This is a genomic window from Algoriphagus hitonicola, from assembly GCF_900113375.1.
GTDB classification, from domain to species: Bacteria; Bacteroidota; Bacteroidia; order Cytophagales; family Cyclobacteriaceae; genus Algoriphagus; species Algoriphagus hitonicola.
In genome coordinates, this window is the sequence record NZ_FOPC01000006.1 from 226,870 (window position 1) to 252,618 (window position 25,749).

Annotated in this window: 20 protein-coding genes; 5 read left to right on the forward strand and 15 right to left on the reverse strand. The window is 42.5% G+C overall.

Going from position 1 to position 25,749, the window contains the following annotated elements; translation table 11 throughout:
• Nucleotides 1-9 precede the first annotated feature (9 nt).
• On the reverse strand, nucleotides 10-528 hold the full coding sequence (locus BM043_RS10285; RefSeq protein WP_092791316.1) for a hypothetical protein: 519 nt from the start codon (nucleotides 526-528) through the stop codon (nucleotides 10-12).
• A gap of 266 nt (nucleotides 529-794) precedes the next feature.
• On the opposite strand from BM043_RS10285, the gene BM043_RS10290 reads away from it, so the two are divergent.
• Nucleotides 795-1,478 carry a head GIN domain-containing protein gene (locus tag BM043_RS10290; protein WP_177188458.1) on the forward strand — a complete coding sequence of 228 codons (684 nt, stop codon included), beginning with the start codon at nucleotides 795-797 and terminating at the stop codon, nucleotides 1,476-1,478.
• 60 nt (nucleotides 1,479-1,538) lie between these two features.
• Here the strand turns inward: BM043_RS10290 and BM043_RS10295 are convergent, their stop codons facing one another.
• Both BM043_RS10295 and BM043_RS10300 read right to left on the reverse strand, forming a co-directional pair.
• Nucleotides 1,539-2,525 carry a bestrophin family protein gene (locus BM043_RS10295; protein ID WP_092791320.1) on the reverse strand — a complete coding sequence of 329 codons (987 nt, stop codon included), beginning with the start codon at nucleotides 2,523-2,525 and terminating at the stop codon, nucleotides 1,539-1,541.
• Between the two features lie 61 nt (nucleotides 2,526-2,586).
• On the reverse strand, nucleotides 2,587-3,246 hold the full coding sequence (locus BM043_RS10300; protein ID WP_092791321.1) for a metal-dependent transcriptional regulator: 660 nt from the start codon (nucleotides 3,244-3,246) through the stop codon (nucleotides 2,587-2,589).
• 143 nt (nucleotides 3,247-3,389) lie between these two features.
• Between BM043_RS10300 and BM043_RS10305 the strand changes: the two genes are divergently transcribed.
• Nucleotides 3,390-5,672, forward strand: a complete 2,283-nt coding sequence (locus BM043_RS10305) for a TonB-dependent receptor (protein WP_092791323.1) — start codon at nucleotides 3,390-3,392, stop codon at nucleotides 5,670-5,672.
• On the opposite strand, the gene BM043_RS10310 is transcribed toward BM043_RS10305, so the two are convergent.
• From BM043_RS10310 to sdaAB, 12 genes are all read right to left on the reverse strand, one after another.
• The gene (locus BM043_RS10310; RefSeq protein WP_092791325.1) at nucleotides 5,669-6,115 is read right to left on the reverse strand and encodes a CHY zinc finger protein; all 447 of its coding nucleotides are present in this window, start codon (nucleotides 6,113-6,115) and stop codon (nucleotides 5,669-5,671) included. The two genes, BM043_RS10305 and BM043_RS10310, sit on opposite strands and share 4 nt — an antisense overlap.
• Before the next feature lie 52 nt (nucleotides 6,116-6,167).
• Nucleotides 6,168-6,740, reverse strand: coding sequence for a DUF3347 domain-containing protein (locus BM043_RS10315; protein ID WP_092791327.1), 573 nt, complete (start codon nucleotides 6,738-6,740; stop codon nucleotides 6,168-6,170).
• A gap of 39 nt (nucleotides 6,741-6,779) precedes the next feature.
• Nucleotides 6,780-8,546, reverse strand: coding sequence for an efflux RND transporter periplasmic adaptor subunit (locus BM043_RS10320; RefSeq protein WP_092791329.1), 1,767 nt, complete (start codon nucleotides 8,544-8,546; stop codon nucleotides 6,780-6,782).
• On the reverse strand, nucleotides 8,543-10,003 hold the full coding sequence (locus BM043_RS10325; RefSeq protein WP_177188459.1) for a TolC family protein: 1,461 nt from the start codon (nucleotides 10,001-10,003) through the stop codon (nucleotides 8,543-8,545). The genes BM043_RS10320 and BM043_RS10325 overlap by 4 nt, the downstream gene beginning before the upstream one ends.
• A 46-nt stretch (nucleotides 10,004-10,049) precedes the next feature.
• A complete protein-coding gene (locus BM043_RS10330) occupies nucleotides 10,050-13,880 on the reverse strand; it encodes an efflux RND transporter permease subunit (protein WP_092791333.1) in 3,831 nt (1,276 codons plus the stop codon).
• 95 nt (nucleotides 13,881-13,975) lie between these two features.
• A complete protein-coding gene (locus BM043_RS10335) occupies nucleotides 13,976-14,392 on the reverse strand; it encodes an HYC_CC_PP family protein (RefSeq protein ID WP_092791335.1) in 417 nt (138 codons plus the stop codon).
• A gap of 92 nt (nucleotides 14,393-14,484) precedes the next feature.
• On the reverse strand, nucleotides 14,485-14,694 hold the full coding sequence (locus tag BM043_RS10340) for a heavy-metal-associated domain-containing protein (protein ID WP_092791337.1): 210 nt from the start codon (nucleotides 14,692-14,694) through the stop codon (nucleotides 14,485-14,487).
• A gap of 118 nt (nucleotides 14,695-14,812) precedes the next feature.
• On the reverse strand, nucleotides 14,813-17,062 hold the full coding sequence (locus tag BM043_RS10345) for a heavy metal translocating P-type ATPase (RefSeq protein WP_092791339.1): 2,250 nt from the start codon (nucleotides 17,060-17,062) through the stop codon (nucleotides 14,813-14,815).
• An 82-nt stretch (nucleotides 17,063-17,144) separates the two neighbouring features.
• The gene (locus tag BM043_RS10350) at nucleotides 17,145-17,714 is read right to left on the reverse strand and encodes a helix-turn-helix domain-containing protein (RefSeq protein ID WP_177188460.1); all 570 of its coding nucleotides are present in this window, start codon (nucleotides 17,712-17,714) and stop codon (nucleotides 17,145-17,147) included.
• Nucleotides 17,715-18,149: 435 nt separating this feature from the next.
• Nucleotides 18,150-19,460 carry an efflux RND transporter periplasmic adaptor subunit gene (locus BM043_RS10355; protein WP_092791341.1) on the reverse strand — a complete coding sequence of 437 codons (1,311 nt, stop codon included), beginning with the start codon at nucleotides 19,458-19,460 and terminating at the stop codon, nucleotides 18,150-18,152.
• Nucleotides 19,461-19,463: 3 nt separating this feature from the next.
• Nucleotides 19,464-20,807, reverse strand: coding sequence for a TolC family protein (locus tag BM043_RS10360; RefSeq protein ID WP_092791343.1), 1,344 nt, complete (start codon nucleotides 20,805-20,807; stop codon nucleotides 19,464-19,466).
• Nucleotides 20,808-20,815: 8 nt separating this feature from the next.
• Nucleotides 20,816-21,493: an L-serine ammonia-lyase, iron-sulfur-dependent subunit beta gene (gene sdaAB / locus BM043_RS10365; RefSeq protein ID WP_092791345.1), complete on the reverse strand. Its 678-nt coding sequence runs from the start codon at nucleotides 21,491-21,493 to the stop codon at nucleotides 20,816-20,818.
• A 163-nt stretch (nucleotides 21,494-21,656) separates the two neighbouring features.
• On the opposite strand from sdaAB, the gene BM043_RS10370 reads away from it, so the two are divergent.
• From BM043_RS10370 to BM043_RS10380, 3 genes are all read left to right on the forward strand, one after another.
• On the forward strand, nucleotides 21,657-22,457 hold the full coding sequence (locus tag BM043_RS10370) for an aminotransferase class IV (protein ID WP_092791347.1): 801 nt from the start codon (nucleotides 21,657-21,659) through the stop codon (nucleotides 22,455-22,457).
• 127 nt (nucleotides 22,458-22,584) lie between these two features.
• Entirely contained in the window at nucleotides 22,585-24,228 is a 1,644-nt protein-coding gene (locus BM043_RS10375; protein WP_092791349.1) for a sodium/sugar symporter, read from the forward strand.
• Between the two features lie 2 nt (nucleotides 24,229-24,230).
• Nucleotides 24,231-25,733 (forward strand): xylulokinase, encoded by a 1,503-nt coding sequence (locus BM043_RS10380; protein ID WP_092791431.1) that lies wholly within the window; start codon nucleotides 24,231-24,233, stop codon nucleotides 25,731-25,733.
• Nucleotides 25,734-25,749: the final 16 nt, after the last annotated feature.

Here is a 25,749-nt window from a genome sequence, read left to right on the forward strand (position 1 = left end):
AACGTAAAGTTAACCCGCTTTGGTTTTTTTCATAAGATCAGAGAAAAATGATTTCAACTTTACTCCGTCTTCATTACTGATTCGATGATTTTTGAGCACCTGACCAATCATTTGGTGAAGTTCATCAAATGGTTTTTGATCTTTGAGATGTTCGTTTTTTTGAATCCACTGGTTGAGCTTAAAAACCTCATAAGTATTGACTTCTCCGCTTGCAAGTATTCCTTCAAAAAGTCCGTGAAGGAAAAATAAATTGAGTTTTTCATCCTCATGAGCTCCGGTTTTTTTCAAGAAATCATTCAAAATGTCTTTAAGGTCTGCGATTTCTTCATTGGTTACAATTCCCGATTGAATGATGGGGTTGACCTGTTCGTGCAGCACCTTAAATTCCTCTTGTTCACACAGGTGCTCATGATTTTCGCACCAGGTTTTTAATTTGTCAAATTCATTTTTATTGACATGCCCATCAAGGGAAATCCCATAGATCAGCCCTGCCAATTCATAGGCTACATTTTGGATTTGAGTTTTCATTTTGGTTAGATTAAATAATTGAAGATCAATAAAATAGTAAGTGTAAATTAATGAAATTGTTGGGATGTTCACTGGATTTATCTTCTAAATCTGCAATAAAGTCTGCAGCTATGTTTAATTTGGTTTGTCCACTTTCGAACAAAAAATGTTCGCTATTCTTAGGATAAAATCTAGAAAATAGCTCATAACGTCCTTCTGGACCTGTTTTTTGGATTGGCACACTCTATGAATTATTCTTATGAAAAAAAACAAAAGCTATGTTAAGAATGAAAACTACCGCCATAATTCTCTTGCTATTTTTGATGGGCTTTACAGCCCAAGGGCAAGGAACCGAAACCAGAACTCCGGGTTCATTTACCAAAATCGAATCAGGTGGAAGCTGGGAGGTTTACGTTGCACTAGGTAATCAAGATGAAGTCCGAATAGAATCCGGAAATATTGATCTGGACAAAATCTTGACGGAAGTGGATGGGGAAACTCTGAAATTAAAATTGGAACGAGGAAATTACCGAAACGTGGATTTGAAGTTCTATGTAACCGTCCGAAACCTTGAAGGTCTGGGTAGTTCAGGTTCGGGAGCGATTTTTCTCGATGATGATATCAAATCTGATCAATTGAGTTTAGGAGTATCTGGCTCGGGTTTGATCCGTCTCAAAAATGTATTTGCATACAAACTCAGTGCTGCAATCAGCGGTTCCGGTGATATCATCCTAGATGGTGGAAAGGTGGAGGAACTTAAAATCGCCCAATCCGGATCGGGAGATTTTGAAGGAATTGAATTGAATGCAAAGGAGGTTTCGATTTCAAAAAGCGGCTCAGGAGATTCCTATATTACTGCCGAGGAAAGCCTCAAGGTTTCTTCTTCAGGATCGGGAGATGTGATTTTCCGGGGAAATCCAGCTACTCAGACGGTTTCGATGAGTGGTTCATCAAAGCTGATTAAAGACTGAAGAAAAATCAATTCTTAAATAAACCGCAAACCCGAGCTTTCGCATAGACTCGGGTTTTTTTTAGAGCAAAAATCCATTTTCTACCGGGTAGGGAGGAGGAATGTCTTTTTCATCGAGCATTTCCAAAAGATCAATTTCTATTCCTCTGGAAATGGAGGAAATCGGCACGTCATTATATGCTGCCTCAAAGGGGTTTTCGGAGTAATCTCCGATTCGATCTACCAATAAAAACACCCAAATGATTATTGCCGAAAAGGGAACGGTCAACCAATAATGTAGATCAGAGGTCTTTCCAAAAATATCCAATAAGCCAAAAGGAATCAGCATACAGAAGATATAAGTAATCCAAAGTCCCGTAGAGGCATATTGTCTAGGAAAAGGGAAGTTTTTTATGCGTTCGCTTTTTCCTTGCAGGTCATAGAGTTTTCCGATCAATCCATGCAAATACACTTGCTTATAATCCGAAAGCTTATCCTCCAAGTGGATTTTTTCCAGTTCCAGAGATTGGTTTTTCAGAAGTTGAGTCGGCAAATTGGTATAGCGCAAGAGTATATCAAGCTCAACCGGATTGAGGTATCGCTGAATTTCAGGCACCACGCCATCTTGACATTCCTTTTGGAAATGTGGCGTAAAAACTAATTTCTCTGTGGGACCATTGTGCTCCCAGGATTTGCCTTTTCGCATGGCATGTTTTAGAGCCAAAACCCAAGCTAAGTGACGATAAATCATTGACTGCTTCCATTCTTCTTTTACCCAAGGATCCGGAATGGATAAAATAGCAGTGGCAAAAGTTCTACTTTCATTGATGACTGCTCCCCAAATCTTGCGGGCTTCCCAAGCTCTATCGTAGGATGAGTTATTTTTGAATCCTAAAAAAAAGGCAACTGCAATACCGATTACAGAAATCGGCTGCCAAGGAAGAGAAAAAGGAATTCCGGTAAACTCATAAGCAAGAACAATGATGGCCGAATATATAAATCCATAAATCAGAGATTTTCGGGACCATCGTACGGTCATCCAAAGGGAATAATGTCGTTTGACATACATGGCTAAAAACTAATAAGGCTTGGCATTTTCGTTCAATATCTGAAAATTTCCGGTTTAAACCTTATTCCACTGAGCGAACTAGTAATTTTTCGCAGACCTTCTCGCTCAGCGTTTCGGATTGCTGATTTTCATAACTCACGATCATACTTTGGTCATAGGTTTCCTTGGATAAAATCTTCAACTCCATTCCTAATTTCAACTTGCGGCTATTCAAAAATTCCAAAAAATCGCTAGATGAATCCGCTAAAGCCACTAAAATCACCTGATTTCCGGGCTTTACCTGAGATAGGTTTTTGTAATGCAATTCCTGCATACGGCCGTGCTTATCGGGAATCGGAGAACCATGCGGATCCACAGTCGGAAAGCCAAGCATTTCGTCCATTCGTTCAAAAAACTTTGGTGCATGAATATGTTCTACTTGCTCGGCGATTTGATGCACTTCTTCCCAGCCAAATCCCATTTTATTGACCAAAAACATCTCGGTCAGTCGATGTTTTCTAACGATCAAAGCCGCTGTTTTTTTTCCTTTTTCGGATAAAGTGACAGGCTTGTATTTTTCGTAGTGGACCAAGTCGCTCTTTTGGAGGTTTTTGATCATGCTGTTTACCGTAGGCATACTTACGCCTAGTTGGCTAGAAAGCTCGGAAATATTGACTTCTCCTTTTTCATGAGTCAGGTTAAAAAGGATTTTCAGGTAGTTCTCTTCAGTACTGGATGCCATGTATTAATTGTTGAAGCGTCTAATATCGAAATTATTTTTGTAAACAATATTTGTTAGATAGATCTAACTTTGTACTTTTGTTCGTATAATAATTCGATAAATAAGTCTTTAAATGATTTGGTCATTTTCTCAAATCAAAATTTATGAATAGAAAATTTATAATAATCTTTGGCATTATTGGCCTTTTGAGTTTGGGAGGCTATGGGAATCTTTTTGGTCAGAATTTATTAAAGGGTAAAATTGAATCGAAGGGTGTGCCTATAGAGTTTGCCAGTATCCTGATAAAGGATTCGAATGCGGGTACAATGAGTGACAGTTTGGGGGTTTTTGAAATTAGTGTTCCAAAGGAGGAAATGATTACCCTTCAGATATCCCGGATCGGCTTTAAGACGATTCAAAGGCAAATAAGGAATGCAGCGGAATTTTTGAGAATAGAAATGGAAGAATTGGATTCCAGTTTGGACGAAGTGGTCATCAGCGGGACTTTGGAGCAGGTTTCAAGATCTGCAAGTCCAGTACCCGTGGAAGTTTACAAGGACAGTTTTTTTAAGGCAAATCCGACTCCTTCCATTTTCGAATCCTTGCAGACGGTCAATGGGGTCCGTCCACAGATCAATTGTAATATCTGCAACACCGGAGATATCCATATAAACGGTCTAGAAGGGCCCTATACCATGATTTTGATCGATGGAATGCCGATTGTCAGCGGTTTAGCCACAGTCTATGGATTGACGGGAATCCCCCAATCCTTGGTTGATCGGATCGAAGTCGTCAAAGGTCCAGCTTCCACGCTATATGGCTCTGAGGCTGTCGGAGGTTTAATCAATGTCATCACAAAAAATGCATTAAATGCGCCTTTGGTCAGTTTGGATTATTTTGGAACTTCCTGGGGAGAGCACAATCTGGATTTGGGCGTCAAGTCACAGTGGGGAAATAATATTCAGTCTTTGACGGGCTTGAATCTTTTCAATTACAGCAACCCGATTGACAATAACGGTGATGGAATGACCGACTTGACTTTGGCCAAAAGGGCCTCACTTTTTCAAAAAATTAATTGGTTGAGAAACTCAAAAAAGGAATTTAACCTGGCCGGTAGATTTGTCTATGAAGACCGATGGGGAGGAGAGACGAATTGGAACAGAGAGGCAAGAGGAGGAGATCAGATTTATGGAGAAAGTATTTACACCAAACGTTGGGAGCTTTTTGGCAATTATGAATTGCCGGTAAGGCAAGGGATGAATTTTCAGTTTTCTGTCAATAGCCACGACCAAAATTCCGCCTACGGAGATCAGCTTTACTTGGCGAAGCAGTCTATTGCTTTTGGGCAGCTTACCTGGAATCAGACTCTAGGAAATCATCAGTTCCTATCAGGGTTGGCCTATCGCTATACCTTTTACGACGATAATACACCCGCAACCCAACAATTCGGATCTGATGAAAACGAGCCCTCAGAGATTCATCTGCCGGGGATTTTTGTCCAGGATGAAATCAAGTTTTCGCCGGCAAGTACGCTTTTGTTGGGACTCAGATCGGATTTCAATTCCATCCACGGAGTAATTCTTTCCCCGCGGATGAATTTGAAAATTCAATCCCAAGATCAAAGTTCTATTTTCAGATTTTCGCTGGGAAATGGTTTTCGCGTAGCAAATGTGTTTACCGAAGATCATGCTGCGCTCACTGGAGCTAGGGAGGTTGTATTTATGGAAGAATTGAACCCGGAGCGATCTTGGAATAGCAATATCAACCTGATCAAAAAATTCTACACCGATGGAGGGGATTTTATCAGTTTTGATGCATCTGCCTTTTACACTCAATTTTCTAACCGGATTGTGCCGGATTATGAAACGAATCCCAATCAAATCATTTATTCAAACCTCAGCGGACAGGCAATTTCAAAAGGGGTTTCATTAACCTCTACTTTGGCGCTACGCAATGGGTTTGAGGGATCTATTGGGATGACGCTGATGGATGTAAAGCTGGATCAAAATGGAGAGCGTTTGCAGCAATTATTGACCGAGCGGTTTTCGGCTGTTTGGAATCTGGGGTATCAATTTCAGCCTTGGAAAATGTCGGTCAATTATACCGGAAATCTATATAGTCCTATGCGTCTGCCTTTGCTAGGGGAATTGGATTCTAGAGCCGAATTTTCACCGTGGTGGAGTATTCAAAATGTTCAGTTGACCAAGCAGTTGGGGGATCGGTTTGAACTTTATGGTGGGGTGAAAAATCTACTCAATTTCACACCCCCAGCCAATAGTATTGCTCGAGCTTTTGATCCTTTCGACCGGGGAGTGGAGTTTGGTTCGGACGGTTCGGTAATTCCAACACCGAACAATCCTGAGGCATTGACCTTTGACCCGACTTATATGTTTGCGCCGAATCAAGGAATCCGCGGCTTTTTAGGCGTTCGATATACGATTTTCTAATTTATCCCGCCCGATTTGGGCTCAGTCTCAAAATACAAATGATAGTGCTTGCTGCAGCCGGGATTAAATTTGGCTTCGCAATGAGGGCAAGTATTGTCTGATGCCATGTATTCATTGATCCCCAGCTCATTTCCGCAAACTCCGCAGAGGATGGCTTTCTGATCAAATTCAGATTTAGGCCAAACCTGATGCTCATGGTCTGCCTCTTCTTCATGGCAGGAAAAACAGGGATAATATTTATCGCAGCACTTGAATTTGATCGCGATGATATCCAGCTCCGAATGCCAATGGACACAGCGAGTCTGATTATCTACCGGTTTCCCATAAACATTGATTCCACGGATTTGGGAAACTTTGATCGGCTCGAGGACTTTTTCCTGAGCAAAAGAAAATGCAGGAGAAAGCAAGAATATAGCAAAGGCAATCAGTAAGCTCTTTTTCATCTTTTGGACAATTACAAAGCGGATAGAAGACACTTCCCGCTTGCGAAATTAATTAATTTATGGACAAAGTTTCTTCCACACTGCCACAGTTAAGCATGGTACTTCCGAAAAGTGGATTTTTGATTTCATCGTTTGCGCTGAGCCACATGCCACCTTGGTTTCCTTTGTACATCGGGCAATATTGATGGTAAAGTGTGCGGTCAGCTCCCGCGATTTTTATGAAATCAACCAATACGAGACTGAGGTCCTGAAAATTTTCTCGTTGTATAGCGATGTCCTCACTTTTTAATTTTTCTGAAAGAGCAATAGCTTCTTGCTGGAGTTTTGCAAGTTCCCCAGAATTATCCTCCACAGCATCGAAGTCAAAATTTTCTAATGCATGTAGCAGCTCATCGGTACTTGAGCGAACAATCGGGGCATTATCTGCAACCAAAGCATCTTTGACTACCAAATACGAATCGATTAAGGATGAGGTGGCTTGAGTTTTGGCAATAGAAATCGAGTTTGATGAGTCAGGAATATCGGATGTCTGTGTTTCTTCCTTTGCTTGGTCAGTGGTGCTATTTTCTCCGCAGGAGAAAAACACGAACGAAATTATAGAGGCATATAAAATGGACTTTTTCATAGTTTTAAGTAGTTATTCGATAGGTTTTATTTGATAAAATCAATGATTATGAGCAGCAGGAGGGGATGAATTTTCGGAAAGGTTCATGACCGGTTGACCTTTAAGATAGGTTTGTCTGATTTCTCCGCAAGTTAACATAGAGGATCCAAAATAGGGGTTGGTGATGTTTTTTTCCTCACTTAGCCAATAAGCTCCCTCATCTCCAAAGGCCATTGGACAGTAGTCTTTGTAGACCACTTCTTTGTTGAGTCCAAAAGTCTCCGTCATTTCTAAAATATGAAATGAGAGCATAGAAAAATGCTTCCGCGCTTCTTCAAGTTCATCAGCAGAAGCCATTTTTTGTTGAGCATCATTCATTCCTTCCAGTATTTTCATCCATCGGTCGTGAGCTTGATCTTTCACCAATTTCATATTTACGGCTGAAAGTCTCTCCTCAAACGACCCCAATGATTTCTTGGTCTCATTCAGATCATCTTTGACGAGTCCATTTTTCACTTGAAAATAAGCTTCTGCGACAGCCGTGATTTGCTCTCTAAATTCTTCAGAAACTTCGATAGATTTGGTCTCTGGACGATTCATCATGCTGTAATTTCCTGAGAGCTGGGCTGCAGCATCTATGGCAAAGACACCGTTAGTTACGATTTCTTCCCCTGCCAATATCCCGGATTTGATCTCCTGATTTTCTCCCATTCGGTCTCCCAGTGTGACTTCACGCATTTCGAATGTAGGAGGATTGGTTCCGGGTGTTTTCACATAGACCACCGATCGTTTGCCGGACCAGAGAACAGCGGTTCTGGGTACCATCAATGCCGATGCTCCGGATTTGCTTTTAATGTTCACTGTGGCATTTACAAACATTTCGGGTTTGAGATTTTGACCTGTGTTGTTTACTTCAGCACGGATTTTGGCCGATCGGGTGTTTGGATCGATTACCGGATCAATAAAGGTGATTTTTGCCCTGAAATTTTCTCCGGGAATTCCCGCCACAGAAAAATTAATTTGATCTCCTATTCGTAAGAATGATAAATCTGTTTCATAAGCGTCCAAAAGAACCCAAAGCTTATCCAGATTGATTACATTAAATAAGACTGAGCCGGTACTGACATAATCACCTACCGAAACGTTTCGCTGAGTAACTACCCCGGATTGGTCCGCCAAAATATCAAATTGCTCCTGTACTTTTTCTGATTTTTCAATCGCATCGATTTGCTGATCAGAAAGCTTCCAAAGTCTCAATTTGGATTTTGCGGCCTCGTAAAGTTGCGGAAAATCGGATTTGCTTTTGGCAGCCTCCAAGAGTTCCTGTTGGGCACTCATGAGTTCAGGGGAATATAGCGTAGCAATTCGCTGTCCTTTCTCTACTTTTTCACCAGTGAAGGTGATAAATAGACGCTCGACTCTTCCGGGAAATTTGCTGGTGAGTGTTGCGATTTCCCGTTCATCTCCCTGGATTTTTCCAGTCAAGTTTAATTCACCTCCAGTATTACCTCCTCCGACTTTGCTGGTTTGGATTTGAGCCATAGCTACCGCTTCGGAGGTCATTTCAAAGACCATTGGATTGCTGGAGTTTTTCGAAGCTTGGGAGGCAGGTATTAGGTCCATCCCGCAAATGGGACAGTCACCAGGCTCTCCCAGTTTGATCTGAGGGTGCATAGAACAAGTCCAGGTTGTATTCGAGTCGGTCTCCTCATGCTCATGCCCTTCGTGGTTCTCCTCTGCTCCGGGTTTCAGGAGCCAGCCTACAACTAGCCCAAATACCAGTGCTAGGGTGACCAAGGCAAATTTGTTATTTAATATTTTTTTCATTTTGATTCGAATTGAATTTGAAGAGAATTAGCCGCAAGCATTTCCAGCATGGAAAGGCTTTGATACTGGAGATTGATGGCATTGACGCGTTTGAGTTTGTATTCCAATAAGCGCTGCTGGGTTCGTAGCACGAGATCCAGTTCGGTTGAATTGGATGAAAAGGCGGTAGTCAACAATTGGATTTGCTGCTCTACCAGTTTGATTTGAGCTTCGTATAGTTCCAGTTGACGGTTGGCATTTTCCCAATTGCGGAATGCATTGGACCATTCCATCGCCAAAAGATTTTTGGTTTCTTCCTGCCTGTGAAAAGCAGATTTTTTGAGCAGTTCGGTTTCTTTGATTTTCGAATTGATTTTTTTTCGATAGATCGGAAGCGTCATGCTCACCATTGGCATGACCATATTTTGTCCGCCCATTTGCATTCCACTTTCGGGTCTTGGGCTGAAAAGCATGTAATTCACTCCGGCACCTAGCATGGGTTTTCCTTCCAGTTTGGCCATTTTGGCTTGCTGATCCAAAGCGGACAACTCCGCATCGTACATGGAGATCATTGGGTTATTTCGATAAATACTGTCTAAAACCTGCTTTCTATCCAAGTTCAATTTGACTGTTTCTAATTCTTCTGGAAGTGGGATTTTCGCTTCCTGCTCTCGGTTTAAAAGCTGGTTGAATTTGATCTGTAGCGGCTCGAGATCAGCAGTCAATTGCTCGATTTGATTTTCCAATTCCTCGATTTCTATCTGAATCTGAAGTACCTGGTTCATTCCCTCTGCCGAGCTCATTTGGGAAGAAGCCATGACTTCAGATTGAGGTTTGGCCATGCTTTCATCGGAGGTTTTTCCTCCCATAGTTTCCATGGAGGATTGGGATGCACTTGAGGTGGCTACAGGTTTTTCTGCCATTTCAGTGGGGGAGGATGAGTTACTTTGACCCACTTGGTATTTTATTAGGGCCAACCGCTTGTATTTTTCCAAGTAATTCAGGTTTTCCTCCGAAATAAAAATTTCCTCTTGCAGGCGAATCAGTTCATACCAGGTAGATTTGACTTGATAAAACAATTGATTTTTTTGCTCCAAAAACAATTGATAGTCTACCTGTGCCATTTGCCCCAATTCCTCCTTTTGTGTCGAAATCATCCCAAACCAGGGAAACATCTGCATCACCCTTAGGTCTGCGGATTGATTTCCCATAAAGCGCTCCATAGGTTTGAGGAAAATTCCAGCTTGTAGCTCAGGATCTGGCAAACTGGGCTGGTTGATTCGCTCCATACTGGCTTCATATCGAGCGTAGGATGCCCTCAGGCCGGGATTATTTTCAGCTGCTTGGATCAGGTAATCATCTAAGGTTTGGGACTTTGCTTCCTTAGGAAATGAGAAGAAAAGTAACAATAGACCAACCAAGGTCATAAACCTAATCTGGTAGATTTGAGACGACCATGAAGTGATTTGATCCTTCATAGACCACCTATTTTTTGATATTTTCAAAGTCTTATTTATCATGACTTTATACGTTTGACTCTTCAGTAAATACCTCAGAATTTTGTTTCAATTTTCGTTCAGCCCACCAGCAATACAGCGTGGGCACTATAAATACTGTTGTGATTTCCAGAATCATTCCACCCAAGGCAGGAATTGCCATAGGAATCATGATATCAGAGCCCCGACCGGTCGAAGTGAAAATCGGTAGTAAGGCCAAAAGAGTGGTTGCGGTAGTCATCATACAGGGCAACACTCTCCGTTTTCCGGCTTCCATTACTGCATCCCTAATCGCCCGGGACGTGGAAGGTTTATTTTCCCGGAAACTCTGATCCAGGTAGGAACCCATTACCACCCCATCATCTGTGGCAATACCAAACAAGGCGATGAAACCTACCCAAACTGCCACGCTGAGATTGTAAACTTTCATCTGGAATAAATCCCGGATGTTGGTTCCAAACAAACTAAAGTCGAAAAACCAATCCTGTCCAAAAAACCAAAGCATCATAAATCCTCCTGAGAAGGCCATGGCAATTCCGGAAAACACGAAAAGCGTGGTAGAAACGGCCCTAAACTGGAAATAGAGAATTAGGAAAATCAGGATTAGAGAAATGGGGACGACGATTGAAAGGCGTTTTTCTGCTCGGACTTGGTTTTCGTACGATCCGGAAAATTGGAATCGAACGCCATTTGGGACTTTGAGCTCACCGGATTCGATTTTTTGATCAAGATAACGCTGGGCATCTTCCACTACTGTGACTTCGGCAAATCCGGGCATTTTATCAAGTAAAACATAACCTACCAAGAAGCTATTTTCTCCCCTGATCATATCCGGGCCAGGCCGGTAGTTGATGGAGGCCAGCTGCCCTAGAGGAATATAGTTCCCCTGTGGAGTTGGGATCTGAAGATTTTCGATCGCATGTGGGTCGTCTCTGAATTCCCTCGCATAGCGAACTCTAATGGGGAATCGTTCACGGCCCTCGACGGTGGTACTGACTTTCATCCCACCGATGGCGGTTTCGATAAAATCCTGAACATCCATCACATTCATTCCGTATCGGGCGATTTGTTCGCGATTGATGTCCAGCTCCAAATAGGGTTTTCCGACGATTCGATCGGCAAAAACAGCTTCTTTTTTTACTGAAGGAACTTCCTTGAGGTATTTTTCGAGTTCGAGGCCAAAGGATTCGATGGTTTTAAGGTCAGGCCCGTACACTTTGATTCCCATAGGCGCTCGCATGCCTGTTTGAAGCATAACTAAGCGGGTTTCAATCGGCTGAAGTTTTGGCGAGGAGGTCACCCCGGGAAGGTTAACTACGCTGATGATTTCATCCCAGATATCATCTGGAGAATTGATATGAGGTCTCCATTGCCGGAAATACTGGCCATTGTTATCCGGAATTAGGTTTTTGGTGTCGATTTGATCCGGAGTCATGGTTTCTGGATCATAAAAGGATCCATCTTTTAGTTCAAATTTTCCATCTTTAACCTTGAAGCGCAATCGGGTACCATTGATATCGGTCAAGTATTCAGACTTGTAGTTGATGGTATTTTCAAACATGGACATAGGAGCGGGATCGATGGCTGTCTCTGCCCGTCCGGCTTTTCCTACGACCATATCCACTTCAGGAATGGCGGTTACCAGCATATCGAGCTTTTGTAGGACTTCCTTGTTTTCCTGTACTCCCGAGTGCGGCATGGTCGTGGGCATGAGTAGAAAAGATCCTTCATTTAGGGAAGGCATAAATTCCTCTCCCAAGCCGGGAAATGTATGAGTCAAACCCGACCAAACTCCAGTAGTCCGAACATTAATTCCTAGCTGATCAAAAGCCTTAGGGACCACCCCAAATACCTGAGCAAATCCCAACCAAACGCTGATTCCAATTAAGATAACAATGACAGGAAAAAGTAAAAATGTCCCTTTGTTTTCCAGGCACCAATGGAGGATTTTGGGATAGACTTTGATAAAAACCGAAAAGCCCCCTAAAACCAATCCAAGAAGAAACAGAATGAAAATAAAGTTGAGAATCGTGCTGACAGAAACGCCGAGCGGCATCCATTCTGTTGTCAATAACCAAGAAATAAACAATAAGGTGATGCCTATGATCAACTTGTCTTTATACATCCCAACCTTTTCAGGGTACTGATTTGAAAGCGTATTAATCAATCCATATCCAAACAATAACCATCCTCCCCAACTCCAAAGTGTAAGTGCTACAATGGGGCCTAGAATGATCAGTCCATAGTTAACATATCGACTGATTTTGCCTTTTAACTTTTTGATGGAAAAAATCCAATGGGAGAATGCTGGCATAATCAGTAAGGTGAAAAGCACCGCTGAGATAAGGGCAAATGTTTTGGTATAGGCTAAGGGCCCAAACAATTTTCCTTCGGCAGCCTCTAATGTGAATACAGGCAAAAAACTAATAATGGTTGTGCTGACTGCAGTAATAATTGCTCCTGAAACTTCAGCTGTTGCTAGGTAAACGGTTTGAATTTTGGATTGTCCTTTGGGAGCGATTTCCAGATGTCGAAGTACATTTTCATTGAGAATGATGCCTAAATCCACCATGGTTCCAATGGCGATCGCTATCCCTGATAAAGCGACAATATTGGCATCCACGCCGATATATTTCATGAATATAAAGCAGATCAAAACCGCCATGGGTAGTAAAGCCGAGATCAGAAGCGAGGCTCTGATATTATACACCATGACCAAAATGACGATAATCGTCACCAAGATCTGTAAACTGATCGCATCATATAATGTGCCCAAAGTTTCGTAAATCAGCCCGGTTCGGTCATAAAAAGGAACAAGGGTAACTTTGGAAACTGTGCCATCTGCCAGGGTTTTAGAAGGTAATCCCTGAGAAAGCTTCTCGATTTCGGCTTTTACTCCTTCAATTACTTTAAGCGGATTGTTTCCATATCTAGCAATTACCACCCCGCCTACAGCTTCTGCTCCGCTTTTATCAAGAATACCTCCCATATTTCGGGGTTGCGGCCCGATATTCACACGTGCCACATCTTTGATTCTGATGGGAACATTATCGGTGACTTTGACTACCGCTTGATCCAAGTCACTGAGTTCTTCTACATACCCCAAGCCCCGGATAAAGTAATCCACCCGGTTGATTTCAATGGTATTGGCAGAGACATCCAAATTGGATTTTCTGACCGCTTCCATGACATCCATCAAGGTGACTTCATAGGTTTTTAAGGCTCCCGGATCCACATCGATTTGGTATTCTTTGATATAGCCACCTACCGAAGCCACTTCAGAAACACCCTCAACCGCTGTGAGAGAATAGCGGACGTAATAATCCTGAATCGTTCGAAGTTCATGTAAATCCCATCCTCCAACAGGATTTCCCTCCTCATCACGCCCCTCGAGAGTATACCAAAAAACCTGACCCAGTGCCGTGGCATCTGGTCCTAATTTGGGCTGGACATCCTCTGGCAGCAAATCCGTGGGAAGTGAATTGAGTTTTTCGAGTACCCGGGATCGACTCCAGTAAAACTCAGTATCCTCATCAAAAATGATGTAGATGCTGGAAAATCCAAAAGCAGAACTGGAGCGCACACTTTTCACTCCGGGTAGTCCCAACAGGGAGGTGGTAAGAGGATAGGTGATTTGATCCTCGACATCCTGTGGAGATCGACCCATCCACTCGGTGAATACGATTTGTTGGTTTTCGCCGATGTCGGGAATTGCATCGACCGGAACAGGATCTCTTGGTAAAAAGTCCAAATTCCAATTGAAGGGAGCAGTCACCAATCCCCAGCCAATGAGCAGAAGAAGAAAGATGACGGTAACGAGTTTATTCTCCAGAAAGTACCGGATGATTTTATTGATCATTTTATTCTCAGATTGATAGATAAGAATGTAATAGACTGAAAATCAGCCATTAGGTTTCATTCTTGCGACTAAGCCTCAAGAAAATCCATCAAATCCTAGATTAAAAAGGATTGGAATAAAATGAACCGTTCGGTTTTTGAAGGGGGTGGAGGGGATTCGGTAAAGTGGGCTGATTCGCTTGATTCCGTGAAAGGAGAAAGCCAAAAAGAAATTACTAAAGAAGATACAAAAGTGGAAGAGATTAGTTTTACCTCTGACTTATCGAGACCTGTCTCGGCCTCAGTTTGAAAATGCTCATACTCATCATCACAACAATCATGAGGAGGAAGATTTTCTTGCTCTGTTTCATGGCAGGAAGGTTTTTTCTCCAGCATTTGGCAATCCAAATGAGCTTTTTCCCAACCTATTTTCACAGCAGTTTCTTCCCCCATGCAAAGATGCACGGCTTTGGCCACTCCAATGTTTGAAAGGAGGATCAAAGAAGCTAGCGCTATGGAAATCAGTTTGTTCACTGCTGTAAAAATAGGTTAATTTTTCAAATTACCCCGAAAGCCTACTAATTATTATAGAGATCAAAGGGGTATACGGGGATTTCTGTTGGTAGTTATACTGGTTTTGCGATAAATCCTGCTTTTAATACTGTCTTGAATACCTCCTCCTCGGTAATCGATTCAGATTGGACGGTTAAAATTCGATCATCGCTTTGCAAATCTACCGACCAATTTTCGATTTTAGGCTCTTCATTCAATTTAGGTTCTACTTTAGCAAGACAGTTGTGACAATTGATATTGGTTTTAAATTTTAAGGTTTTCATGATCAAGAAATTAGGAGTTAATAAATATGACTGGTTTTACTAAGTGTTTTATTCTTCGAATCTTGGTTATGCTGGTAATGAATTGATTGAAATTTTTTTCTGTGATAAATCGAAAATATCAAAGCTTTCTAGCTTTCAGCCTCAAGCTATTCATCACCACCGAAACGGAACTAAAGGCCATGGCTGCACCGGCAATCATCGGATCGAGAAGGAAACCATTGATCGGATAAAGCACTCCTGCAGCGATTGGAATCCCGATTAGGTTGTAAATAAAAGCCCAGAAAAGGTTTTGCTTTACACCATTGACTGTGAGGTGCGAAAGCCGGAATGCCTGAGGGATTTTTTCGAGGTCAGAAGTGATCAGCGTGATTTTGGCTACATCCATAGCAATGTCTGAGCCTTGCCCCATGGCGATGCTGACATCAGCCTGTGCCAAAGCTTCCGAGTCGTTGATTCCGTCTCCGACCATGGCGACTATTTTGCCTTTTTCTTGGAGTGATTTGACAAATGACGATTTGTCCGCTGGCATCACTTCTGCTTCGTAATGATCGATCCCTACTTGTGAAGCCACCACTTTTGCCGTTTGTTGATTGTCCCCAGTGAGCATATATACTTCCACACCGGATTTTTGTAAATTTTGGATCGCAGTTTTAGAGCTCGGTTTAATCTGATCTTCGATACCGAGAATAGCCAAGCTTTTTTTCTCCTCGGCAAACCAGATCACGGTTTGGGCTTTTTCGCTCCATGATTTGGCTTGAGATTTTAACTCTTCTGAAATAGAAACACCATTTTCTTCCAGTAATTTCTGATTTCCAACAAAATAATTTTTTCCTTCAACTTCCCCTTTTACTCCTCGGGCCGTAATGCTTTCGAAATTTTTCAGATCTAGTGGTTGAATACCTTTTTCCTTTAAAAATTTAACGACTGCATCAGCCAATGGATGCTCGGATTTGGATTCGAGAGCTAATACTATTTGTAAGTAGTTAATAGTAAATGCAGAATGGTTTAATAAATCACTATTTTTCTCTGACCACTGTAAATTCACTACCGTTGGTTTACCCATGGTAATCGTCCCAGTTTTGTCCAAAATTATGGCATTGACCTCATGACCGAGTTCCAGACTTTCTGCATCCCGAATGAGGATTTGGTTCTCTGCTCCCTTGCCTACACCGACCATAATTGCCGTTGGGGTGGCGAGTCCCAACGCACAGGGACAGGCTATTACCAGCACGGAAACCGAGGCTAAAAGTGCGTGAGAAAAGGCATTTTCTCCTCCAAAAATCATCCAAATTCCAAAGGTCAGTAGAGCGATAAGAATCACCGTGGGTACAAATATCCCTGCAATCTTATCCACCAACTTCTGCACCGGCGCTTTGCTTCCCTGTGCTTCTTGCACCCGAGCGATAATTTGCGAAAGTAGGGTGGAGGCACCAACTTTTTCAGCTAAAATCTCCAAACTTCCCTTTTGATTGATGGTTCCGGCGAAGACCTTATCCTCCTGTTTTTTCTCCACAGGGACAGGTTCCCCACTGATCATACTTTCGTCAATGAAACTATTTCCAGAAACAACTACCCCATCTACCGGGATTTTTTCTCCGGGTTTGATCAGAATTCGATCGCTTATCTGTACCTCTTTAATTTGGACCTCCTGTGACTGTCCGTTTTGGATTCGAGTCAAAGTTTTGGGTTGAAGTCCGATTAGCTTTTTCAAAGCTGTACCGGTTTGAGATTTGGCCCGCTCTTCTAGCAGTTTTCCAAAAGAAATGAAAACGATGATCACGGTGGCCGCTTCATAATATACGTGGGGATGAATTCCCCTAGCATGCCAAAAATCCGGGAAAAAGGTATTGAATGCGGAAAATAGAAAAGCAATTCCTGTACTTAGGGCCACTAGCGTGTCCATATTGGCTTTGCGGTGACGGGCTTGTTTCCAGGCATTGACATAGAAATGCTGTCCAAAATAAAATAAGACAGGGATACTAAGCATGAGGCTAATCCATTTCCCCGGCTCCCAATCCATAAAAAACATCCCCAGCACAAATACCGGGACAGTCAGTAAAGCCGCTCCAATGGTTCGCTTTTTTACGTTTTGATACTGTTCTTTTTGGAAAGTTTCTTGAGCTTCTTCCGGATTGTCTTGAGTTAAAATAAGCCCATAGCCAACATCTTGGAGAGCCTTATCCAAAGCTTCTGGACTGAGATGATCCTCATATTTCACCAAAACACTGTTGGATGCGAAATTCACAGAAGCAGACTTCACCCCCTCGGTATAAGATAAAATAGTTTCTACACTTGACGCACATGCAGCGCAGGTCATTCCCGTAACAGGGAAATTTTTCTTTTGGATTTTCGCTTCACTTATTTCCATGCTACAAAGATGGGCTCAAGTCTCCCCTTATTTGTTATGAAATTTTGTAAAAAAACTATAAGATTTTACAATTCAGCGCTTCCTAAACTTCATCGAGGCTTTTTCTTTTACCGGAGTTTTGCTTGAATTGAGAGGGTTTCATCCCCGTTTCTTTTTTAAAAATTGCGGAAAGGTAAGCTGCTGAACTGTAGCCGAGTTGGAAGGCAATTTCGGCGAGTTTTTGCTCATTGTACAGGATCAATTCTTTTGCCTTCTCGATTTTGAGCCGGGTGATGTATTTTTCGATGGTAAGTCCTTCGACTTGGGAGAAAAGCCGACTTAGCTGTACGTAGTCTTGCTTAAGTTTCGCTTCCAAAAAGTCAGAGTAATTGGTTTCTAGGGTCTGATTGGAGTGATGGATCTGTTGGATCAGCGTATTCTTAATCGATTCGATCAGAGTGGCATTTTTTGATTCCAAAAGTTCAAAACCGATTTCTTTCAAACCTTTGCCAAGGAGTTCTTTTTTTTCGGGAGAAGGGATCTTTTTCAAATGGATAATTCCCAAATCCACGGATTCATACGGGATTTGCTGTCTCTCCAACTCCTCTTTGACTGCTTGAATGCAGCGAGGGCAAACCATGTTTTTTACTCGGATTTGTTGAAGATTTTCCACGGTTTAAAAAGAAAAGAATCAATCAAATAGTTCAATTCCAAATCCACAAAAAAATGAGGCTGTCTCATAAATCGCTAGAATGTAAGCCTGAGTCTTAAATATTCTTCGAACATACAAAAAGGAGATGACGAAAATTATGGTTTGAATCAAATTTTTGGTCACGCTGAGCACTTGAGAGACGGGAGTCTCGAAATCGAAGCATCCTCGTACCTTCAGACTCCCGTCTTTCGGGTGCTCGGACTGACCCCAATTTTGTGATATTAAGCATCTTTGTCATTGGTAGCACCTGACCAACTAGAGTTGGGCAGTACGAAGGCTATTTCTATCATTCTAGCCCACATTTCGACTTCCTGCCTTTGCCGGCGAGGCTGGCGCTGAATGTGACAAACTTCACTTTTGAGACAGCCTCATCTGATTATTTAAGAAAAGGAAATTTTATTGATTTGAGCTCGATAAAGGAGTACTTGCTTTTTCTACTTTATCACCTTCCTCTAATTCCTTGCTTACTGTATAATAAGGTCCAGAAACTACCTCTTGATTTTCGGAGAGTCCTTCAAGCACTTCAATGAATTGAAAATCAGAAATTCCAGTTTTGATTTTAGTCATTTTTGCTTCACCGTTTTCTACTAAAAATACCAATTCTTGTGGTCGGGTAGTGCCATCAGCTAGAGTGTCCACTTTGTTTTCCCGAGTAGTAACTGCAGCAAGTGGAACCGAGAGCACATTATCTTTTTGATTGGTGATAATCTCGACAGAGGCAGTCATGCCAGGTCTAAATGGGTATTTGTTTCCCGCATCCACGAGATCCTGATAGGAGCTATTGAGAATTCTGATCTTCACTTTAAATTCTGTGACCGCATCGGAGGAGGCTTTCGTATTTGCGGTGTTGGCGATGCTGGTGACGATTCCTTTAAAGGTCTTACCAGAAGTGGAGTAGGCGTCCACTTCGATTAGGGTGGTGTCACCCATCGCCAGGCGAACAATGTCGTTTTCGTTGACATCCACTCGAACTTCCATCCGGGTGAGGTCCGCTATAGTGAGCATTTCGGTTCCTGCCATTTGCTGGGTTCCCACCACTCGTTCTCCTTTTTCTACCAAGAGATTGGAAACTATCCCGCTGACCGGGGAATAGACATTGGTCAAGCGGAGGTTTTCCGCGGCTTCATTTACGGTAGCTTGTGAACTTTTGACCACGAACTCTGCGGCAATGACACTTTGTTTGGCTGCTTCTAGATCCTTTTGGGCAGTGATGTAATTGGCCTCGGCTTGTTCAAAATCCGCATCGGAAATAGCCTTTTGCTCATAGAGCGTTTTTTGACGTTTATATTCCAGTTCACTACGGGTAAACTGGGCTTCGGCACGCTGCAAACTCGCTTTACTCTGAGCCAAATTGGCTTGTTGTTGATTGAGATTGGCGCGGCTTCTGTCAAGCGCTGATATGAAATTGTCAGGTCGGATTTTCACCAGAAGTTTGCCCATTTCGACCGAGTCACCTTCCTGGATATTCAATTCGATGATTTCACCAGCCACATCAGGGCTGAGATTTACCTCTATTTCAGGTTGAATTTCACCTGAGGCACTCACTTTTTCGATGATCGAGTTTTTGCCGACTTTTGCAATTTCTACTTGAGTTACATTTTCTCCTCCGATCCAGCCCAGTGATCTTCCGATGATTGCGAATACGATTAGTGCACCCACTATGCCGAGAAGGTAATAGAGTAGTTTGTTTGATTTTTTTGTAGCCATGGTTTAGTTGAGGTTGATGGGGTTGCCGAGATAAAAGTCAAGAACCTTTACTCTGAAAATGTAGGTGTATTTAGCATTGATCAGATCGGCTTGAGCATTAAAGAAATTTGCTTGAGAAACTTGAAAATCTACGGAATTGATTGCTCCTAAGTCAAATCGTTGCTGCGCGATGCGGAAAGTTTCTTCGAGACTTTTGACTCGAGAAAGTGATGCCTGATAAGATTGTTCAGCCGCCAAAGCATTGTTGTAGGCGGTTTCGATATCCTGCCGTAATTGGTTTTCAGCTTCTTGTTTTGAAACCTCCGCTAATCGCTCTTGGACCCGAGCCCGCTGGAGATTTGCTTTATTGGTAAACTGGGAAAAAACCGGAATGCTGAGCTGAATATTGACCGATTGAGACAGGTTGTTTCTGATTTGTCGGGAAAGGGGATCAGGTTCAAAACCAGGTGCGGCTCGATCGACATAGTTTGAGAAAAGATTAGCCCCTACACCCAAAGTCGGATAGTATTGACCCCGAGCGATTTTGACACCTAATCGAGCGCTTTCCAAGGAAGTCTTGGCCGCTTTGATTTCTGGCATATTGTCTATTGCCGTCGCAAAAATAGAAGCTGCATCTTCGGAAATAATCAAGTCTTCATTGATTTCGAGTTTGGGTTCGACGATTTCAAATCCTTCTGAATAGGGGATTTGAAGGGCTTGTGCAAGGTCAAGTTTGGAAAGGTTGAGTGCTTGATAAGCATTGATGACCTCCAACTCATTGGTAGCGACCTGCGCTTCCAGATCCAGCTGGTCTGCGAGTGGGAGAGAGCCTGCTTGGACTAGTCGTTTTGTTCTTTCGAGTTGCTCCTTGGTGGTTTCGAGTTGTCTTTCGGCAATTTTTGCCTGCTCCCGATTAAATACAATATTGATGTACAAGTTGATCACATTTAAGGTAATCGTGTTTCGTGTGGCCTCAATATTATAGGTGCCGGTTTCCAAGTCAATTTTTGCCTGATTGACAGTATTGGTAATCCGCTGTCCAGCAAAAAGGGTAGCATTTGAGTTTGCGGAGACATTGATGTTTCCGATCCGTTGGGTTTCAAAAAGGTTGGTCACCGGGTTGATCGATCGGCCCCATCGAAAACCCGAACTCGCTCCAGTAGAAAAGGAAGGGAGTCTGGATCCTTGGGATTGAAGTAAGGTAGCTTCGTTGGAAAGTTGGTTTAGTTCGCTTCGCTTAAGTGAAAGGTTGTTTTCTAGTGCGATTTTGACAGCAGTCTCTAAGTCTAAAGGTCCGCTAAAATCTTGGGAATAGGCACAAAAAAAACTGCCGACACTCAAGGCAAAGCCGAGTAAAAGCTTTTTCATGAAATAAATTATAAGTCGATATCAGGTATGTAAATTAATTCGTTTATCCAGGGTAAAGATTTTAAATATTCTAATGTAATCGGAGCAATTCCAGAATCCATTTCAATCACGTGACAGGCAATATCATTTTTTCCTTTTCTTGAAACCGACATAGTGGCAATGTTTGCTTTTTCCTGGGCGATTACAGAAGAAATAAACGCAATAGCCCCAGAAATATCTTTTGCTTTAATAATCAAGGTGTGATCCTGTGCCGAAAAATTGGCAACAAATCCGTCCACTTCGGCGATATTGATGAGTCCTCCTCCGAGGCTTTCTCCTACCACTTCCAGGCTTTTTCCATCCTTGATCAATTGAAGTTTGATGGTATTGGGGTGGTGAACCGAAGAATTCCCGATGGATTTGAAACGGTAGTTCAATCCTTTTTCTTTAGCAATTTCCAAGGCGTCTTTGATGCGTTCATCGTCCGTTTTGAAATCCATCAAGCCTCCAATAATTGCCCGATCACTTCCGTGTCCTTCGTAGGTTCTGGCGAAAGAATTATAAAATATGATGGAAACTTCGTCTGGAATGCCTCCCAAAAGTCGAATGGCAGCTCGGGCGATCCGAACCACACCAGCCGTATGGGAGGAGGAGGGGCCGATCATTACTGGACCTATCATATCAAAAACACTGCTTTTTCCTGCCATTTGCTTTATATTCCAATTTTGATGCTAAGGTAAGCTTACCTCAAAATTTCTCCTAAAAATGTTCAATAAAGAGCATATTCAGGTACTTTTTGATTTATTTCAACAAAAATTAACGAATTAGAATTTAGACAATTCTAAAAAACGTACGTATTCGGACGGTTCTATGAGCGATTTTGAAACAGGTTATTTCTCAGAAGGAAATTTGGGAGGATGGAAATTAGCGTCTGATCTACCTTTTCCCAACCGGGCCATGGCTTTTGGCGACGGTCTATTTGAAACGATGGTTTACGATGGCGAAAAGATCCGTTTTTTTGATCATCATATCGATCGGCTAAAAAACGGTATGCACCTATTGGGTCTGGATATGAGTGAGCTTAATCCCGAGGAGATTTTATCGCTTATCCATTCGGTAGAGCCAAAGCGAATCAAATGGACCGTCTATCGGGCAGGAGCTGGAAAATATTATCCGGAAAACTGCAAAATCCATCAAGTAGTGCAAATCGCTCCTTTGGCGAATATTCCTGATCATAATCTTCGGGCTGTATTTAGTCAGCGGGTATTTTTGACACATTCGATTATTTCACATTGCAAAACACTTAATTCGCTTCCCTATGTTTTAGCGGCTTTGGAGCGGAAAGAACGGGGAACTGATGAAATTATTTTATTGGATTCACAAGGAAATGTCTCTGAAGCAGGGGCATCAAATATTTATTGGGCTAGGGGAGAAAACGTTTATACTCCATCGCTGCAATCAGGATGTATAGCGGGTGTCAGTAGAAGAGTTATCCTCCGGCATTTTCGGGAAAGCGGAATTCCGGTTGAAGAGGGACTTTTTAAACCTCAGGATCTTCTCCAAGCCGATCGGGCCTGGATTTCAAACGTGACAGGTATAAGATATTTAAAATCAATCGAAAACACGGAATATATGGATGAACCTTTCCCGGTTCTCAAGAGATTGTTTTGATTTTTTTTTCTAAAAATAAATCCACTTCACTCCACCTTCCTTCTAAAATCTTATATTTAACGGTTTGTATTTTATGAATTAGTCCTATACCAAAACCCTTTGCCCAAAAACTAACCTATTATTCTATATGCTCTTAGAACCTTTAGATTTAGTAGTATTTATTGGATACTGCTTGCTCATTATTGGAATGGGTCTTTTTGTCTCTCAGGAGAAAAAAGGCCACGTCAAAAATTCCTCTGACTACTTTCTGGCATCCAAGGCCTTGCCTTGGTGGGCAGTTGGAGCCTCGCTTATCGCCTCAAATATCTCTGCCGAACAGTTTATTGGTATGTCAGGATCGGGATTCGCCTTAGGTTTGGCGATTTCCACTTATGAATGGATGGCTGCGGCAACTTTATTGGTGGTAGCTATATTTTTCTTGCCCATTTATATCAAAAAGGGGATTTATACGATGCCGGGATTTCTCCTGGATCGGTATGATACGCGGGTAAGAACTACCATGGCGATTTTCTGGCTGTTACTTTATGTATTTGTCAATTTGACTTCGGTACTTTATCTGGGCGCTTTAAGTTTGAATACGATCTTAAATGTGCCCATGGTATATGGGATCATTGGATTAGCACTTTTTGCTATGATCTATTCGATTTATGGTGGGTTAAAAGCTGTAGCATGGACAGATGTGGTTCAGGTAGTGTTTTTAATTGCGGGAGGTTTGGCTACGACCTATATCTCCTTACAAATGGTCGGTGGCGGAGACGCTTGGGAAGGCTTGGGATTGCTTCGTCAGGAAGTACCCGGACATTTTTCGATGATTCTATCCAAAGGTGAAATGATGATTTCGGATGGGAAAGGGGGCACTTACGATGCCTATCAAGATCTTCCGGGGATTTCCGTTTTGGTCGGAGGAATGTGGATTACCAATTTGAGCTATTGGGGATTCAATCAATACATCACTCAGCGAGCTCTTGCCGCTAAAAGTCTTGATGAAGCCCAGAAAGGGATGATTTTCGCAGGTTTCTTGAAATTATTGATGCCTCTCATTGTAGTTATTCCTGGGATTGCAGCTTGGGTCATTGTCAAAAACGGGATTGATGTTCAGTTTATGGAATCTATGAAAGATCCAGTTACTGGTTTGATCAAATCGGATAGAGCTTATCCAACTTTATTACAACTACTTCCCGTAGGTCTCAAAGGTTTGGCTTTCGCTGCTTTGACTGCTGCGATCGTTTCCTCATTGGCTTCCATGGCCAATAGCACCTCGACGATTTTCACCATGGATATTTATAAGAAATACTTTGGTCAGAATGCCTCCGAGACGAAGCAAGTAAGAGTAGGACGAATTACTGCTGCTGTGGCCTTTGTGGTTGCCGCAATCGTAGCCCCTGCATTGGGGCAGCTGGATCAGGCCTTTCAGTTTATTCAGGAATACACAGGCTTTATTAGCCCTGGCGTATTTGCGATTTTCTTCTTTGGGGTATTTTGGAAAAAAACCACTTCCAATGCCGCCTTGGTTGGTGCGGGACTTAGTATTCCACTTTCCATCGTGCTTAAAGTGTTTTTCCCCGCACTACCGTTTATCGATCGAATGGGAGTGGTGTTCTTGATTCTAGCCTTGTTGATGATCGTGATTTCATTGGTTGAAGGCAAAGGCAAAGATCATCCAAACAGTATTACAATCAGTAAAGATCTGTTTAAAACCAGTACTGCCTTTAAGATCGGTGCCTTTATCATCTCGGGAATTATTGCAGCACTTTATATTGTATTTTGGTAATGATGAGAAAGCTTTTATTAGGGTTGGATATTGGGAGTTCGAGTGTGAAAGCTTCCATTTTAAATGCAGATACGGGAAGAGCCATTGCTTCGAAAGCGTTTCCTGAAGAGGAGATGCCTATCGATGCACCTGATGATGGATTTGCCGAGCAGGATCCGGAAATGTGGTGGAAATATGTGCAGCAAGCTTCAAAATTTGTGCTTTCCCAGGCCTCTGTAAAAAAAGGAGAACTCAAGGGAATCGGCATTGCTTATCAAATGCATGGGTTGGTTTTGGTGGATAAAGATCAGAAAGTGCTTCGATCTTCCATCATCTGGTGTGATAGCCGGGCGGTGTCTATTGGTGACCAGGCTTTTAAGTCTTTGGGGGAGGAATATTGTCTGAAGAATCTTCTAAATTCCCCGGGAAACTTCACGGCATCCAAGTTGAGATGGGTGATCGAAAATCAGCCGGAAGTTGCCGCAAAAATTTATAAAATCATGCTTCCGGGAGACTTCATCGCGATGAAGCTGACGGGAGAAATCAAAACCTCGGAAACCGGACTTTCCGAAGGGATATTTTGGGATTTTAAGAAAAATGCCCTGAGCAAAAAAATCCTCGATCATTATCAAATTAACCAAACCTGGATTCCTGAAATCGTTCCTTCGTTTTCTCTCCAAGGATCGGTTACCTCAGAAGCATCAAAACATACGGGAATTGAAGCAGGTGTACCAGTTGCTTATCGAGCGGGGGATCAACCTAATAATGCCTTTTCTCTTCAGGTGCTTAAGCCGGGAGAATTGGCAACTACGGCAGGTACTTCTGGTACCGTTTATGGGGTTTGTGATACACCGCTTTTTGATCCATTGTCTAGGGTAAATACCTTTGTCCATGTCAATCATCAGGAGAAAAAACCATCCTATGGGGTACTTCTTTGTGTCAATGGAACCGGGATTCTCAACAGCTGGATCAGACGACTGATGGGTGGCAATCGAATCGGGTACGATGAGATGAACAACCTGGCATCTTCAGCAGGAATCGGGTCGGAAGGATTGACCTTTATTCCGTTTGGAAATGGAGCAGAGCGGATCATGCAAAACCGTAAAGTAGGAGCTCATCTCCTTGGTCTAGATCTCCTCAAGCACAATAAAAATCATATGGTGAGAGCGGCGCAGGAAGGAATCGTATCAGCTTTGACCTTTGGTTTTCGGATCATGCAGGAAATGGGCATGACCTTAAACACGGTCAAGGCCGGTAAAGCCAACATGTTTCTCAGTCCGATTTTCCGAAAGACCTTTATTCACATGAATCGGGTCAATTTGGAGCTTTATGATACAGACGGGGCACAAGGTGCTGCCCGGGGTGCGGGAATCGGAGCCGGAGTTTTCAGTGGAGAAGCAGAAGCCTTTGAAGGGCTGGAGATGCTGGAGACTTTTGAGCCCAACGAGAATTTCTTTGAACCATATGAGGAAGTTTATTCCCGCTGGAAAAATCATTTGGAGCAAATCCAAAAAATGAGTTTATAATTAGAACGCAAACCTT

What these genes read in the sequence shown, in the direction of transcription:
- BM043_RS10285 (WP_092791316.1), bottom strand. Translation starts at nt 528, where the DNA reads ATGAAAACTCAAATCCAAAATGTAGCCTATGAATTGGCAGGGCTGATC.
- BM043_RS10290 (WP_177188458.1), top strand. Translation starts at nt 795, where the DNA reads ATGAAAACTACCGCCATAATTCTCTTGCTATTTTTGATGGGCTTTACA.
- BM043_RS10295 (WP_092791320.1), bottom strand. Translation starts at nt 2,525, where the DNA reads ATGTATGTCAAACGACATTATTCCCTTTGGATGACCGTACGATGGTCC.
- BM043_RS10300 (WP_092791321.1), bottom strand. Translation starts at nt 3,246, where the DNA reads ATGGCATCCAGTACTGAAGAGAACTACCTGAAAATCCTTTTTAACCTG.
- BM043_RS10305 (WP_092791323.1), top strand. Translation starts at nt 3,390, where the DNA reads ATGAATAGAAAATTTATAATAATCTTTGGCATTATTGGCCTTTTGAGT.
- BM043_RS10310 (WP_092791325.1), bottom strand. Translation starts at nt 6,115, where the DNA reads ATGAAAAAGAGCTTACTGATTGCCTTTGCTATATTCTTGCTTTCTCCT.
- BM043_RS10315 (WP_092791327.1), bottom strand. Translation starts at nt 6,740, where the DNA reads ATGAAAAAGTCCATTTTATATGCCTCTATAATTTCGTTCGTGTTTTTC.
- BM043_RS10320 (WP_092791329.1), bottom strand. Translation starts at nt 8,546, where the DNA reads ATGAAAAAAATATTAAATAACAAATTTGCCTTGGTCACCCTAGCACTG.
- BM043_RS10325 (WP_177188459.1), bottom strand. Translation starts at nt 10,003, where the DNA reads ATGAAGGATCAAATCACTTCATGGTCGTCTCAAATCTACCAGATTAGG.
- BM043_RS10330 (WP_092791333.1), bottom strand. Translation starts at nt 13,880, where the DNA reads ATGATCAATAAAATCATCCGGTACTTTCTGGAGAATAAACTCGTTACC.
- BM043_RS10340 (WP_092791337.1), bottom strand. Translation starts at nt 14,694, where the DNA reads ATGAAAACCTTAAAATTTAAAACCAATATCAATTGTCACAACTGTCTT.
- BM043_RS10345 (WP_092791339.1), bottom strand. Translation starts at nt 17,062, where the DNA reads ATGGAAATAAGTGAAGCGAAAATCCAAAAGAAAAATTTCCCTGTTACG.
- BM043_RS10355 (WP_092791341.1), bottom strand. Translation starts at nt 19,460, where the DNA reads ATGGCTACAAAAAAATCAAACAAACTACTCTATTACCTTCTCGGCATA.
- BM043_RS10360 (WP_092791343.1), bottom strand. Translation starts at nt 20,807, where the DNA reads ATGAAAAAGCTTTTACTCGGCTTTGCCTTGAGTGTCGGCAGTTTTTTT.
- sdaAB (WP_092791345.1), bottom strand. Translation starts at nt 21,493, where the DNA reads ATGGCAGGAAAAAGCAGTGTTTTTGATATGATAGGTCCAGTAATGATC.
- BM043_RS10370 (WP_092791347.1), top strand. Translation starts at nt 21,657, where the DNA reads ATGAGCGATTTTGAAACAGGTTATTTCTCAGAAGGAAATTTGGGAGGA.
- BM043_RS10375 (WP_092791349.1), top strand. Translation starts at nt 22,585, where the DNA reads ATGCTCTTAGAACCTTTAGATTTAGTAGTATTTATTGGATACTGCTTG.
- BM043_RS10380 (WP_092791431.1), top strand. Translation starts at nt 24,231, where the DNA reads ATGAGAAAGCTTTTATTAGGGTTGGATATTGGGAGTTCGAGTGTGAAA.